A 13,079-nucleotide genomic window follows, 5' to 3' on the forward strand; every position below is an offset into this window, starting at 1 on the left:
GGTCCGCATGGACCTCGACCTCCGCGATCGCGTCTACATCGTCACCGGCGGCACGCGCGGCCTCGGCCGTGCCACCGCGGAAGCACTGGTGGCCGACGGCGCACGTGTCGTCGTGACCGGCCGCGACCCGGAGTCGGTGGCCGACACCGTCATCGCGCTCATCGACGGGGTGGGCGAGGACGTCGCGATCGGCGTACCGGCCGACAACGCGGACCCGGCCACGCCGCAGGCCCTCGTCGACGCCGCCCACCACAAGTGGAGTCGCCTCGACGGGGCGCTGATCAGCGTCGGCGGTCCGGCGGCGGGGCCGATCATGACGGCTACCGACGAGGAGTGGAGCCGGGCGTTCTCCTCGGTGTTCCTCGGCGCGGTCCGGCTCGGTCGCGAGATCGGTGCGGCGCTCGGCGAGGGCGCCGCGCTGGCGTTCGTGCTGTCCACGAGTACGAAGCAGCCGATCCCGGACCTGGCGATCTCCAACGGCCTGCGCCCGGGCCTCGGCATGGTCGCCAAGACGCTCGCCGACGAGCTCGGCCCGAAGGGCATCCGCGTCAACGGGCTGCTGCCCGGCCGGATCGCCACCGACCGCGTTGCCGAGCTCGACGCGGGCACTCCCGATCCGGCCGCCACGCGCGCCCGCGCCGAGGCCGCGATCCCGCTGCGTCGGTACGGCGCTCCGGCCGAGTTCGGCCGCGCCGCCGCGTTCCTGCTGTCACCCGCAGCGGCGTACATCTCCGGCGTGATGCTGCCCGTCGACGGAGGCATGTCTCGCTCGCTGTGAGCAGAACAGGCATCGAATCCGCTTGATTCGCCACGTCACAGCGCAACTCGACCTAGCCTGAGTCCCGCCGACCGGAAGCAGGTCGGCTGCTGGGGACGAAAAAGGGAATTCTCGGGATGCGCAGGTACGTGGGGGCGGCGCTCGCCGTCGGGATGGTCGCCGGCTTGGCGGCGACGGTCGTCAGCGGTACGCCGGGTGAGGCGACCACGCCGCACCCCGCGCGCTTCGCCGCCTACACCGACCACACCGCGCCGGTCGTCGATCCTGCGACGCACCAGCGGGTGACTGCCGCCGTGCGGATCCTCGACGCCCGGACCGGCGCCCCCGCCCGGGGACGGGTCTGGCTGGTCGGCAACGACGGCTACCCGGTGTCGGCGAAGGTGACGCTCAAGCCCACCGGCTGGGCCGTGGTGTCCACGGACCCGCCGCCGGGGCTGCTCCCCGGCCGCTACCTGTGGCACGTCGTCTACTCCGGCAGCGCGAAGGTCCTCGGCGCCACCTCGACCGCCGGCACCGCGTTCCGGGTCGCCCAGCCCGCGGCGGACCCGACCGTCGACGACACGATCATCGCGTCCCCGGACGTCACCAACGAGGACATCGCCGACCTGAGCGGCCTGCCGGGTTACAACCCGGACTACGGCAACGCCTGGAACCAGTGGACCGCCGACTCGGTGAACTGGGTCTACGACACGATCGCCGCCCGCAACCCCAGCGCGTTCCTGATCTCCGGCGACCTCGTCGAGGGACGCTGGGGGCTGCCGGACAACCACTCCGGCCTGTTCGGCTCCTCCACCGAGGGCGGCTGGCCGATCACCGAGGACCAGCAGGTCGAGATGGTCAAGGAGCAGGCCGCCCTGTACAACGGCGCCAACGCCCAGCGGCTGAAGGACGCGGGCGTCTACGACCGCACCCTGGCGGCGGTCGGCGACCACGACATCGGCGACAACTGGTGGTACGACTCCAGTGCCTACGGGGCGTTCAAGCTGCACCACCTGGACCTGTGGCGCGACTCGTTCCACGACAGCTACCTGGTGAAGACCGACGGCACGTCGAAGGGCTTCTCGCGACCGGTCGGCACCCAGTGGGAGAACACGGCGTACGCGACGATGGTGAACCCGGACCTGCTCGTGGTGACGCTGGACGAGTTCAACAAGCGCGACCACGGCGTCGGCGTGACCGTGACCGGTGGCCAGCTCACCTGGCTCCAGGGCGTCCTGGCGAACGCGCGCCACGACGGTGTGCGCTGGATCGTCGTGCAGGGTCACGTCCCGATCCTCCCGTCGGCGGTCTGGCACAGCTCGGGGCTGCACATCGCCGGTGGCGCGGACTCGCCGCTGTGGAAGCTGATGGTGAAGTACCGCGTCAACCTCTACGTCGCCGGCGAGGTGCACACGACCTCGCGCTACACCCAGGACGGGATCACCCAGATCACGACGGGCTCGCCGATCCCTGCCGGGGAGACCACCTTCCTGGACGTGCAGGTGTTCCACGACCGGCTCGCGATGACGCTGTGGGGCTGGTACATCGACGACCACGACCCGACCAAGCCGAACTACCTGTGGAACGGGGGATGCTCGATCGACGAGAACGAGCTCCCCGCGGACCAGCGGCCGGCGTACTGCAGCGGCTGGTCGCACAACTCCGGCGGCAACAAGGACTACGTCGGCATCCCGCCGAAGCAGATGGCGCAGCTGACCGTGAAGCTCGACGGCAGTGCCGGGCCGGGCACCAACTCGCTGGTCCAGTACGCCGGCGGCTCGGGCTCGTCGCACTGACGGGCAGCCGCGCCGGCGACCGTCACCGTCGTCAGCGGCGGCCGGCCTCCCGGCCGCGCTCGGCCTCGGCGTCGGCCGCAGCGGCGGCCGCCCGACGGCGAGCGCCCCGGTCGCCGTTGTTCTTCTCGTCCCAGGCCAGGTAGAGGAACCCGCCCGCGCCGAGCACGCCGAAGAACCACCACTGCAGGCCGTAGAAGAAGTGCGGCCCGTTGCTCAGGTCGGGCTGGTCCTCGGGACCGAGCGCCGTCGTGGCCGGGGGAGTCTCGGACTGCATCTGCACGAAGCCGCCGTAGGTCGGCGACCCGATGGCCTGGCCGATCGCCGTGCTCGAGATCGCGCGCACCGAGTCGTTGGTGACCTCGGTGCTGCTGCCGGAGCCGTCCTGGCGCACCCAGCCGACCACCGTGACCGTGCCCGACGGCGGCTTCGGCAGCGCGCTCACGGGCGGCTGAGGGTCGTCGGTGCCGAACCACCCGCGGTTGACCAGGAGGTCGCCGCCCGCCGTCCGCAGGGGGACGACGACCTCCACGCCCGGATCGCCGTGGTCGTCGGTCTGGTAGCGGACGACGATCGTGTGGGCGACGTCGTACGTCCCGGTCGCCTTCACCACCCGCCACTCGTCCAGGTCCGACACCGGCCGGCCCACGGCCAGCACGTCGGTGAGCGGCTCGGGCGCCTCGCGGTAGTTCGCGCGGATGATCGCGTTCTCGGTCTTGGTCTTCTCGAGCCGGTGGAACTGCCAGCGGCCCAGCCACCAGCAACCCCAGGCGAGGACCACGACCGCGAAGAAGAAGAGCACCCAGCGGCGGCTGAACAGGAACCGCCAGGACTTCTGCGGGTGGGACGACGTCACGCACCAACGGTAGATGCGGCCCCTAGACTGCTGGTATGCAGGTCCCCGCACTCCTCGATCGCTTCGGACGCACGGCGACCGACCTCCGCGTCTCGCTGACCGACCGCTGCAACCTGCGCTGCACGTACTGCATGCCGGCCGAGGGGCTGGACTGGCTGCCGTCCGACGCCCAGCTCACCGACGACGAGGTCGTCCGGCTGATCGGCATCGCCGTGCGGGACCTCGGCGTCGAGGAGGTGCGGTTCACCGGTGGGGAGCCGCTGGTACGCCGGGGCCTCGTCGACATCGTCCGGCGGGTGCGCGCGATGGACGCCGGCGTGGAGATGTCGATCACCACGAACGGCCTGGGCCTGGACAAGCTCGCCGCTCCACTCGTCGAGGCCGGCCTGAACCGGGTGAACGTCTCGCTGGACTCGGTGCGCGCCGACACGTTCGCGGAGCTCACCCGGCGCGACCGGTTCGCGGACGTCGTCGCCGGTCTGGCGGCGGCCGAGGCGGCCGGGCTGGGCCCGGTCAAGGTCAACGCCGTGCTGCTGCGCGGTGTCAACGACGATCAGGCGCCCGAGCTGCTGCGCTGGTGCCTGGAGCGGGGCTACCAGCTGCGGTTCATCGAGCAGATGCCGCTGGACGCCCAGCACGGCTGGAAGCGCGACGAGATGGTCACCGCGGACGAGATCTTCGGCTCGCTGGGGCAGGAGTTCGAGCTCACGCCGGCGTACGAGCCGCGCGGCAGCGCCCCGGCCGAGCTGTTCCTCGTCGACGGAGGGCCGGCGACGGTCGGGGTCATCGCGTCGGTCACGCGCCCCTTCTGCGGCGACTGCGACCGGGTGCGGCTCACGGCCGACGGCCAGGTGCGCAACTGCCTGTTCGCCCGCGAGGAGTCGGACCTGCGGACGGCGATGCGGGCGGGCGCCGACGACGCCGAGCTCGCGGAGCGGTGGATCAAGGCGATGTGGAGCAAGGCCGCCGGGCACGGCATCGACGACCCGACGTTCCTGCAGCCGGACCGGCCGATGTCAGCGATCGGCGGCTGAGGGGTCCGACCCGGCCGGGACGTGCGGCACGACCTCCTTGAGGAAGCCCCGCGCGCCGAGGAAGCTCTCCAGGGTCTCGCGGTGTGCCTCGCACGCGAGCCAGGTCTTGCGACGGTCGGGCTCGTGCAGCTTCGGGTTGTTCCACTGCAGCTGCCACACGGCCGGTTCGCGGCAGCCCTTGGCCGAACAGACGTCAGGCTCGGTGTGGGTCGTCCGGGTCAGCATCGGTCACCTCGCTCCCGAGCTCCTTGTACGGCGACATGCCGCCGACGAGACCGATCGAGGCGTCACGGGAGTCGTTGGCGTTGGCCATGACCACGGCGACGTACGGCAGGACCAGCGCGGCTCCGATGAGGATCGGCCACAGCCAGTTGACGTGCAGCGACCCGGCGATCACGGCGCCGACGAAGCACACCGCCCGGAAGGTCATGGAGAGGATGTAGCGTTTCTGGCGCCGCGCCAGATCGGCCGAGGGGCCCGAGCCCGCGGTGGTGATCCGGATGGCACCGGAGTCCGATCTCGCCATGACCTCGATCCTATGCCTTCGCCATGAGCCCGGACTGCGGTGTCCTCGGCGGCGAGTAGGCTCGCCGCATGTCGAACCGCACCTACCGTGTCTCCGAGATCGTCGGCACCTCTCCCGAGGGCATCGACCAGGCCGTCCGCAACGCGATCGAGCGGGCCAGCCAGACCCTGCGTCACCTCGACTGGTTCGAGATCACCCAGGTGCGTGGCCAGATCAAGGACGGCCAGGTCGAGCACTTCCAGGTCGGCATGAAGGTGGGCTTCCGCCTCGAGGACGACGAGTAGGACCGTGCGGACCCTGGTGGTCATCCGACACGCCAAGGCCGAGCAGTACGCCGCCAGCGACTTCGACCGCGAGCTCACCGACCGCGGGCGAGCCGATGCCGCCGAGGCCGGACGCTGGCTCGCGACCGAGGGCGTGGTGCCGGGCGCGGCGTACGTCTCGGCGGCGGCGCGCACGCGCGGCACCTGGGCCGCGATCGCAGAGGCGGCAGGCTGGGACCTGGAGCCGACGTACGACCGTGCCCTCTACGGCACGGACGAGGAGGGCGTGCTCGAGCTGGTGCGGGTCACCGACGACGCCGTCGACACCGTCGTGGTCATCGGGCACAACCCGACGATCGAGGTGCTCGTGCAGCTGCTCGACGACGGCGAGGGCCCGGCCGACGTGGCCGAGAGCCTGGTGGTCGGCTGCCCGACCAGCGCCGTCACCGTCTTCGACGTCGACGTCCCGTGGGCGGAGGTCGACCAGATGACCGCCCGGCCACGGGCGTTCCACGTCGGGCGCGGCTAGAAATCAGCACACCTCAGACCGGGGGAGCCGGCGTCACGATGCCGTCCGCGGCGTCGGCCGCCTCGATCTCCTCGCGGCGGATGCCGAGCAGGTACATGATCGAGTCGAGGTAGGGCACGTTGAGCGTCGTGTCCGCGGCCTCGCGCACGACCGGGCGCGCGTTGTAGGCGATGCCGAGACCGGCCGCGGCGAGCATGTCGAGGTCGTTGGCGCCGTCGCCGATCGCGATCGTCGCCTGCTCCGGTACGCCGAGGTCCTCGGCGAACTCCCGCAGCGCCCGGGCCTTCCCGGCCCGGTCCACGATCACACCGAGCACGTTGCCCGTCAGCCGGCCGTCGACGATCTCGAGGGTGTTGGCGCGAGCGCGGTGGATGCCCAGGTCGGCGGCGAGGCGGTCGGTGATCTGGCTGAACCCACCGGAGACGATCGCGAACCGGTAGCCGAGCCGGCGCAGCGTGCGAACCAGGGTCCGGGCGCCCGGGTTCACGACGATCTGGTCGTAGACCTCGTCGATCACCGCGGCGTCGAGGCCCTTGAGACAGGCGACCCGCGCGCGGAGCGACTCGGCGAAGTCCAGCTCGCCCTGCATGGCGCGCTCGGTGATCTCGGCGACCTCCGCGCCGAACCCGGCGTGCTCGGCCAGCATCTCGATGACCTCGCCCTCGATCAGCGTCGAGTCGACGTCCATGACGATCAGCCGGACGCCGTGGCGCAGCAGCGACGCGGGCTGCACGGCGACGTCGATGCCCTGCTGGGCGCCCTCCTTGGCGAGCGAGGTCCGCAGCGTGGCGGGATCGATGCCCGAGACGTCCAGCTCGATCGCGGTGACGGGGTAGCGCGCCATCCGCTCGATCCGGTCGATGTTGCCGCCGGCGTCGGCGATCCGGCCGGCGATCGCGCTCATCGCCGCTGCCTTGAGCGGGGCACCGATGACGGTGACGTGCGAGCGGCCGCCGGGGCGGGTGGTGTTGTCGCCGGACCCGCGCTCGATGTCGACACTCATCCCGAGCTGGGTCAGCGCCTGCTCGAGGTTGGCCTCTAGCCGCCTGGTGTCGTGCGGAGCGGTGACGAGCACCGCGAGCACGAGTCGGCGGCGTACGACGATCTGCTCGAGGTCGACGACGGACACACCCGCGTGGGCGAGGACGTCGAAGATCGCGGACGTCACGCCCGGCCGGTCCTTGCCGGTGACGGTGAGCAGCAGGGTCTCGTTCATCGCCGCTCAGGGTAGTGGAGCAAGGCCGGGTGGGCGCACGCTGCGACGCCCTCCGGACGCACGTTGGCTGCGTTGTCGTCGCACGCCCGGAGCGCGTCTCGCTTGCACGCCCACCCGGCCTTACCCCACAGGCGGCCAGCCGTCGGGGGAGAAGGCCGCGGTCAGCGCGAGACGGACGGCGTGGTCCAGCGGCCGCATCGCGGCCCGTCGCTGCTCGATCTGGCTGGCGCTCACGGCGGACCCGTCGTCCTCCGCGGCCAGCTCCACGACCCGCCACAGGTGCAGCGCACGTCCGGCCAGGTCCGCACACCGCTGCGGTACGCCGGGCGGCGGGCTGACCGGCTCGGCGGCCCGCAGGTCGATGAGATCGTCGGCGATCTCCGGTCGCCAGCGGGCGACGTCCAGCTGGGCGAGCTCGCGGGCGACGTCGAGCACGGCGGCGCGCAGCGCCCGGTCCGCGTCGCCGAGGTCCGGCGGCGGACGTCGGTCGGCGGCGTACGCCGTCCACTCGACCGCCCGACCGACACCGGCCGGCACCAGGGCAGTGCCGGCCCCCAGCAGCAACGCCGCCTCGCCCGACTCGATCGCGGCGGCGGTGAGCGCGGCCGGACCGCGCAGGCCGACCGGGTCGCCGGGCGACGGGAAGGACGCGGAGACGGCCTCGGCTCCCGCCGACCGCTGTCGGGCGAGGTACGGGACGAGCCCGGGCTCGTCGCCGATGACGACGTGCGCCACGTCCGGGCCCTGCACCGCGTCGAGCAGGTCGTCGGGCCCGATCGCGCCGCGCAACCAGGCCGTGCCCCACCACGCGAGGCGCGCCGATGCGGGGAGGGCGGCGTGCGGGGTCCGTGGCGTCGTCATGGCAGCGATGAACATTAGTAGGGTTGCCGGCATGTCGTCTGCCGTGCTGGAGCTTGCCGAGGTCAGCGTCCGCCGGGGAGGTGCGAGCCTGCTCGACCGGGTCAGCTGGGTCGTGCGCGAGGGCGAGCGCTGGGTGCTGCTCGGCGCCAACGGCGCGGGCAAGACGACGCTCATGCAGGTCGCTGCGGCGCAGCTGCACCCGACGTCGGGTGCGGTCGGCATCCTCGGCGAGCTGCTCGGTACGGTCGACGTCTTCGAGCTGCGCCCGCGGATCGGCGTCGCGAGCGCCGCGGTGGCGGAGCGGATCCCGCGCGACGAGACGGTGCGCGACCTGGTCGTGTCGGCGTCGTACGCCGTGCTGGGCCGGTGGAACGAGCAGTACGACGACCTCGACCACGCCCGGGCGGCCGACCTGATGCGCGAGGTCGGCATCGAGCGGCTCGCGGACCGCACCTTCGGCACCCTCTCCGAGGGCGAGCGCAAGCGGGTGCAGATCGCCCGGGCGCTGATGACCGACCCCGAGCTGCTGCTGCTCGACGAGCCCGCTGCGGGCCTGGACCTGGGCGGGCGCGAGGACCTGGTCTCGACGCTGTCGGTGCTCGCCTACGACCCCGACTCCCCGGCGACCGTCGTCGTGTCACACCACGTCGAGGAGATCCCGCCCGGTTTCACCCACGTGCTGATGCTGCGCGAGGGCCGGATCGTGGCCTCCGGACCGCTCGAGGAGACCCTCACCCCGGAGGCGCTCTCGGCCACCTTCGGGATGCCGCTCGCGCTGTCCCACCAGGACGGCAGGTGGTCCGCCCGACGGCGCCAGCACCGCGGCTGACGACGGGTCGCAGCATTCACCGTTTGCCCCCATTCCACCGGGGATAGGCTCGCATCATGCACTGGTTCCAGGACCACCAATGGGAGGTCTGGCTCGGGGTTGCGGTCCTCCTGATGATCGCCGAGATGGCGACGCTCGACCTGATCATGGGGATGCTCGCCGTGGGAGCACTCGCCGGCATGGCCACGGTCATGCTGAGCGGGTCGTACGTCGTCCAGGCGGTCGTCGCCGTGATCGTCGCGGTCGCGATGCTCGGTGTGGTCCGGCCGTCGCTCGCGCGGCGGCTCCACCACGGCACCGAGATCGCGCTCGGCAACGACCGGGTGATCGGTCTGCACGGCGTCGTCCGCGAGCCGATCGCCCCGCTGCACGTCGGCCGGGTGGCGGTGGACGGCGAGATCTGGACCGCCAGCGCGGACGACGACATCCCCGAGGGCACGCCCGTCGAGGTCGTGGAGATCCGCGGTGCCACCGCCCACGTCCGCGCCGTCCAGGCGCCCGGTGCCGAATACCCCGAGTACAAGGAGCTCCGATGATCTACCTCGTCCTGCTGGCGATCCTGTTCCTCTTCGTGGTGGTGATCCTCGCGAAGACGGTGCGGGTCGTCCCCCAGGCGCGCGCCGGCATCGTCGAGCGCTTCGGCAAGTACAAGCAGAGCCTGCCGGCCGGCCTGAACTTCGTCGTCCCGTTCATCGACAAGGTCCGCTACATCATCGACCTGCGCGAGCAGGTCGTCGGGTTCCCGCCGCAGCCGGTCATCACCGAGGACAACCTGTCGGTCGACATCGACACGGTCATCTACTTCCGGGTGACCGACCCGGTGGCGGCGACGTACGAGATCGCCAACTACATCTCCGCGATCGAGCAGCTCACGATGACCACCCTGCGCAACATCGTCGGCGGCATGGACCTCGAGCAGACGCTCACCAGCCGTGACCAGGTCAACAACGGCCTGCGCGGCGTCCTCGACGAGGCGACCGGCAAGTGGGGCATCCGCGTCAACCGGGTGGAGGTCAAGAGCATCGACCCGCCGGCCTCCATCAAGGACGCCATGGAGCAGCAGATGCGGGCCGACCGGTCCAAGCGGGCATCCATCCTGACGGCCGAGGGACAGCGGCAGTCCGCGATCCTCACCGCGGAGGGCAACAAGCAGTCCGCCATCCTCAACGCCGAGGGTGCCCGGGAGGCGGTCATCCTCGAGGCCCAGGCGGCGCGCGAGTCCTCGATCCTGCGCGCGCAGGGTGAGGGACAGGCCATCCAGACGGTGTTCCAGGCGATCCACGACGGCGCGCCCGACCAGTCGCTGCTGGCCTACCAGTACCTGCAGATGCTGCCGAAGATCGCCGACGGCGAGGCCAACAAGCTCTGGATCATCCCGAGCGAGATCGGCGAGGCGCTCAAGGGCCTCGGCTCCACGATCGGCAACCTTCCCGGCATCCCGCAGGAGGTCGACGGGCCGAAGGTGCGCGTCGACATGGGCCCGGCCGAGGCGGCGGTGAGCACCGCGTCCGACGCCGAGGAGGCGTCGACCCGGTCGGCCGTCGAGCAGGCCATCCGCGAGGCAGAGGAGGCGGCGCACCCCGGTCGGGAGATCCCGACCGACGGCCCGTCCGACACGCCTGACGCGGGAGCGGAGCCCCCGCAGGCCGACGAGTGAGCTACTCGCAGTACGAGCCACCGCAGGGTCCGCCGTACGGCTCCGAGCCGTACGGCGGGCCGCCGCTGTACCAGCCGCCGCGGCCCACCAACGGTCTGGCCATCGGGTCGATGATCGTCAGCCTGGTGGCTGTCGCCGGAGCGCTGCTCTGCTGCCTGCCGGGCCTGATCGGCATCGCCGGCGCGGTGATGGGGCACGTCGCACGCGGGCAGATCCGCACCCGAGGCGAGCAGGGCGAGGGGTTCGCCCTCGCGGGCATCATCATCGGGTGGGCCGCCACGGCCTTGTCGGTCCTGGTCGTCGTGGTGCTGGTGGTCTTCTTCGCCCACTCGGTCAGCGTCGTCCAGGATCCCTACGGCGGGTCGTCCCTCTAGCCCTTGCGCACCACCGTGAGGACTCCGGAGACGACCGCGCCGCTGGCCACGCCGATCAGCATGATGCCTGCGGACTTGGGGATGCGGTTGGCCTGCAGCTCCAGCGCCCCGGTCGCGGCATCGGAGGCGTCGATGGCGACGCCCACCAGGGCGAGGTTGCGGCGCGTCGTGCCCGACGACACGAGCGTGACACCGCCGACGGCGATCTCCCGCGCGCCGAACATCCGGGTCATGTAGGGCAGGTGCGGGTTGCCGGCCGGCGCCAGACCGAACACCTTGGCGGTGAGCTCCGGCGCGAGGAACGCGCAGATGCCGATGACGATCCGTCCGAGGGAGATGCCGGTCACAGGGTCCATGACCGGCACCTTAGGGCACGTCTCTTTGTTCAGCGCCTGCTGCGCGGCGTTTCCGACTCGATCCGGCTGCGTTGCCGGAGACTCGACGGGCCTCCGGCCCGCCTTCGCTCCGGCGCCTTGCCGGATCGGCCGCAAACACCGCTCGCGACGGCGCTGAACAAAGAGACGTGCCCAGGGCACTCAGTCGACGTAGGCGGTGAGCCACCGCGCGATCTCGTCGTACGCCCGCTCGCGGGCCTCGGGACGGGACAGCACGACGTCGTGGATGGCGCCCGGGACGGCGGCGTACGTGACGTGCGGGCCGACCGCGGTCGACCAGCGGCGGATCTGTCGGACGTCGAGGACGATGTCGGTCGTGAACGCCCGCTCGTCGAGCTCCTGGGGCGCGCTCGAGCGGTCCGAGGAGAGCACGAGCACGGGGCAGCTCACGTCGAGGCCGGCCTGGAGCCGGGCGTGACCGGCGCGGATGGCGGCGAGCCAGCCGTAGCGGACCGGGAAGGACGAGAGCGGCTTCCAGGTGAGGTCGAAGTCCCAGGAGCCCTCGTGGTCCTTGTGCAGGCTGCGGCCGTAGATGCCACTGACCTCGCGGCCCATCACCCGCATCGGAACGCGCCGTCCGGCCTGCGCGAGGAGCAGGTTGACCGGGCGCGACCGCATCAGCGCGGGGCCCTGCAGGTCCAGCCAGGGCGAGTTGAGGAACAGGCCCTCGAGCTCGGGCGGCGTGCGCGCGTCGGCCCAGAGGGCGGCGATCAGGCCGCCGGTCGAGTGGGCGGCCACGACCACGCGGGTGTGGCCGTCGCGCTTCGTGATCCGCTCCCAGGCGGCGTCCAGTTCCTCGAAGTACGCCGCCAGGTCGGCCACGTAGGTGCCCGACTGGTGCGGGCGCAGGGACCGGCCGTACTTGCGCAGGTCCAGCGCGTACATGTCGTGGCCGCGGGCGAGCCACCACTCGGCGTACTCGGTCTGGAAGAAGTAGTCCGAGAACCCGTGCAGGTGCAGGACGGCCCGGTCGGTGGACGCCTCGGCCGAGCGGCTGACGAGCGTCGCCACGACCTCGCCCTCGAAGTCGGGCTCCAGCGTGATGGTCTCGGCGAGCCAGGGTTCACCCAGGACGTCGGTCGTGGTCGTCACGAGGAGAGTCTGCCACCGGCGAAGGCGTACCAGCGGCCGTGTCGCCGTTCGACCTGGATCGGGTGGTCGAAGGTCGCGGTCACGAGCTCGCTGGTGAGCACGTCGGCCACTGGTCCGGCGGCCACGAGACGCCCGTGCCGCAGCAGCGCGGCGTGTGTCGTCGAGGGCGGCAGCTCCTCGAAGTGGTGGGTCATCATCACGGTGGTGAGGCCCGGCACCTGGTCGGGCAGGTCGGCGATCGTGTGGATCATCTGCTCGCGCGCGGCCACGTCCAGGCCGGTGCTGGGCTCGTCGAGCAGGAGCAGCGGGGGATCGGCCATGAGGGAGCGGGCGATGAGCACGCGCCCGCGCTCACCCTGGGACATGGTGAGCCATCGGGGCTCGTTGGCGGGGTCCGGGTCGTCCAGGCCGACCAGCTTCAGCAGCCGCTCGGCCCGCGCCAGCTCGGCCTCGTTCGGCTCCCAGCGCGGCACCAGCTCGGTGGTCCCGGTCGCCCCGGTCAGCACGACCTGGTGCGCGGTGAGGTTGGACTCCAGCGGGTGCCGCGGGTTGACGAACCCGATGCTACGGCGCAGGTCCCGCAGGTCGACCGTGCCGAGCCGGTGACCGAGGATCGCCGCCGTGCCGCGACTGGGGAAGGTCACTGCGCCGCAGATGTTCAGCAGCGTTGTCTTCCCGGCCCCGTTGGCCCCGATCAGCGCCCAGTGCTCGCCGGTCCCGACGGTCACCGACACCTCGTCGAGGAGGTGGCGCCCGCCGCGGATGAACGTGACGTCCTGCAGGTCGAGCGCGGTCGAGGTCATGCGTTTCTCCTATGTCAAGCAGCGGCCGCGAGTCCGGTCGCGGGTGCTGCTTGATCGGTCATCAGGTGGTTGAAAACGACTCGTGCGAGCCGTC

The 13,079-nt window shown here is 71.7% G+C and carries 17 protein-coding genes; 9 read left to right on the forward strand and 8 right to left on the reverse strand.

The genetic code is table 11. The features are described 5' to 3' along the window. Positions 1–7: 7 nt before the first annotated feature. Positions 8–778, forward strand: coding sequence for an SDR family oxidoreductase (locus ACYVAQ_RS21760; protein ID WP_460792656.1), 771 nt, complete (start codon positions 8–10; stop codon positions 776–778). Between the two features lie 116 nt (positions 779–894). Continuing rightward, the gene (locus ACYVAQ_RS21765; RefSeq protein ID WP_460792658.1) at positions 895–2,553 is read left to right on the forward strand and encodes a metallophosphoesterase family protein; all 1,659 of its coding nucleotides are present in this window, start codon (positions 895–897) and stop codon (positions 2,551–2,553) included. 31 nt (positions 2,554–2,584) lie between these two features. Here the strand turns inward: ACYVAQ_RS21765 and ACYVAQ_RS21770 are convergent, their stop codons facing one another. Further along, complete coding sequence (locus tag ACYVAQ_RS21770) at positions 2,585–3,406, reverse strand: SURF1 family cytochrome oxidase biogenesis protein (protein ID WP_460792659.1); 822 nt, start codon at positions 3,404–3,406, stop codon at positions 2,585–2,587. A 35-nt stretch (positions 3,407–3,441) separates the two neighbouring features. Between ACYVAQ_RS21770 and moaA the strand changes: the two genes are divergently transcribed. Continuing rightward, on the forward strand, positions 3,442–4,440 hold the full coding sequence (gene moaA / locus ACYVAQ_RS21775; protein WP_460792662.1) for a GTP 3',8-cyclase MoaA: 999 nt from the start codon (positions 3,442–3,444) through the stop codon (positions 4,438–4,440). Here the strand turns inward: moaA and ACYVAQ_RS21780 are convergent. Both ACYVAQ_RS21780 and ACYVAQ_RS21785 read right to left on the reverse strand, forming a co-directional pair. After that, positions 4,423–4,665: an acetone carboxylase gene (locus ACYVAQ_RS21780; RefSeq protein WP_460792663.1), complete on the reverse strand. Its 243-nt coding sequence runs from the start codon at positions 4,663–4,665 to the stop codon at positions 4,423–4,425. The genes moaA and ACYVAQ_RS21780 overlap by 18 nt on opposite strands. Beyond that, a complete protein-coding gene (locus ACYVAQ_RS21785) occupies positions 4,634–4,966 on the reverse strand; it encodes a DUF3099 domain-containing protein (RefSeq protein ID WP_460792665.1) in 333 nt (110 codons plus the stop codon). Before ACYVAQ_RS21785 ends, ACYVAQ_RS21780 begins: the two co-directional genes overlap by 32 nt. A 68-nt stretch (positions 4,967–5,034) precedes the next feature. Here ACYVAQ_RS21785 and ACYVAQ_RS21790 point away from each other — a divergent pair, with 68 nt between their 5' ends. Both ACYVAQ_RS21790 and ACYVAQ_RS21795 read left to right on the forward strand, forming a co-directional pair. Beyond that, positions 5,035–5,250 (forward strand): dodecin, encoded by a 216-nt coding sequence (locus ACYVAQ_RS21790; RefSeq protein WP_460792666.1) that lies wholly within the window; start codon positions 5,035–5,037, stop codon positions 5,248–5,250. Between the two features lie 4 nt (positions 5,251–5,254). Next, positions 5,255–5,758, forward strand: a complete 504-nt coding sequence (locus tag ACYVAQ_RS21795) for a SixA phosphatase family protein (protein WP_460792667.1) — start codon at positions 5,255–5,257, stop codon at positions 5,756–5,758. Positions 5,759–5,771: 13 nt separating this feature from the next. On the opposite strand, the gene serB is transcribed toward ACYVAQ_RS21795, so the two are convergent. Beyond that, complete coding sequence (gene serB, locus ACYVAQ_RS21800) at positions 5,772–6,974, reverse strand: phosphoserine phosphatase SerB (protein WP_460792669.1); 1,203 nt, start codon at positions 6,972–6,974, stop codon at positions 5,772–5,774. A 120-nt stretch (positions 6,975–7,094) separates the two neighbouring features. After that, the gene (locus ACYVAQ_RS21805; RefSeq protein ID WP_460792671.1) at positions 7,095–7,835 is read right to left on the reverse strand and encodes a hypothetical protein; all 741 of its coding nucleotides are present in this window, start codon (positions 7,833–7,835) and stop codon (positions 7,095–7,097) included. A 31-nt stretch (positions 7,836–7,866) separates the two neighbouring features. Here ACYVAQ_RS21805 and ACYVAQ_RS21810 point away from each other — a divergent pair, with 31 nt between their 5' ends. The 4 genes from ACYVAQ_RS21810 to ACYVAQ_RS21825 are packed head-to-tail and all read left to right on the forward strand — an operon-like array spanning position 7,867 to position 10,695. Continuing rightward, a complete protein-coding gene (locus tag ACYVAQ_RS21810; protein ID WP_460792672.1) occupies positions 7,867–8,664 on the forward strand; it encodes an ABC transporter ATP-binding protein in 798 nt (265 codons plus the stop codon). A gap of 56 nt (positions 8,665–8,720) precedes the next feature. Next, a complete protein-coding gene (locus ACYVAQ_RS21815) occupies positions 8,721–9,200 on the forward strand; it encodes an NfeD family protein (protein WP_460792673.1) in 480 nt (159 codons plus the stop codon). Then, positions 9,197–10,321 (forward strand): SPFH domain-containing protein, encoded by a 1,125-nt coding sequence (locus tag ACYVAQ_RS21820; protein WP_460792674.1) that lies wholly within the window; start codon positions 9,197–9,199, stop codon positions 10,319–10,321. The genes ACYVAQ_RS21815 and ACYVAQ_RS21820 overlap by 4 nt, the downstream gene beginning before the upstream one ends. Further along, positions 10,318–10,695: a DUF4190 domain-containing protein gene (locus ACYVAQ_RS21825; protein ID WP_460792675.1), complete on the forward strand. Its 378-nt coding sequence runs from the start codon at positions 10,318–10,320 to the stop codon at positions 10,693–10,695. The genes ACYVAQ_RS21820 and ACYVAQ_RS21825 overlap by 4 nt, the downstream gene beginning before the upstream one ends. Here ACYVAQ_RS21825 and ACYVAQ_RS21830 read toward each other — a convergent pair. From ACYVAQ_RS21830 to ACYVAQ_RS21840, 3 genes are all read right to left on the reverse strand, one after another. Continuing rightward, positions 10,692–11,051, reverse strand: a complete 360-nt coding sequence (locus ACYVAQ_RS21830) for a DUF4267 domain-containing protein (protein WP_460792677.1) — start codon at positions 11,049–11,051, stop codon at positions 10,692–10,694. The genes ACYVAQ_RS21825 and ACYVAQ_RS21830 overlap by 4 nt on opposite strands. A 180-nt stretch (positions 11,052–11,231) precedes the next feature. After that, the gene (locus ACYVAQ_RS21835; RefSeq protein WP_460792678.1) at positions 11,232–12,182 is read right to left on the reverse strand and encodes an alpha/beta hydrolase; all 951 of its coding nucleotides are present in this window, start codon (positions 12,180–12,182) and stop codon (positions 11,232–11,234) included. Next, positions 12,179–12,985 carry an ABC transporter ATP-binding protein gene (locus ACYVAQ_RS21840; protein ID WP_460792680.1) on the reverse strand — a complete coding sequence of 269 codons (807 nt, stop codon included), beginning with the start codon at positions 12,983–12,985 and terminating at the stop codon, positions 12,179–12,181. The genes ACYVAQ_RS21835 and ACYVAQ_RS21840 overlap by 4 nt, the downstream gene beginning before the upstream one ends. Between the last annotated feature and the right edge of the window lie 94 nt (positions 12,986–13,079).

The organism is Nocardioides maradonensis (assembly GCF_054777115.1).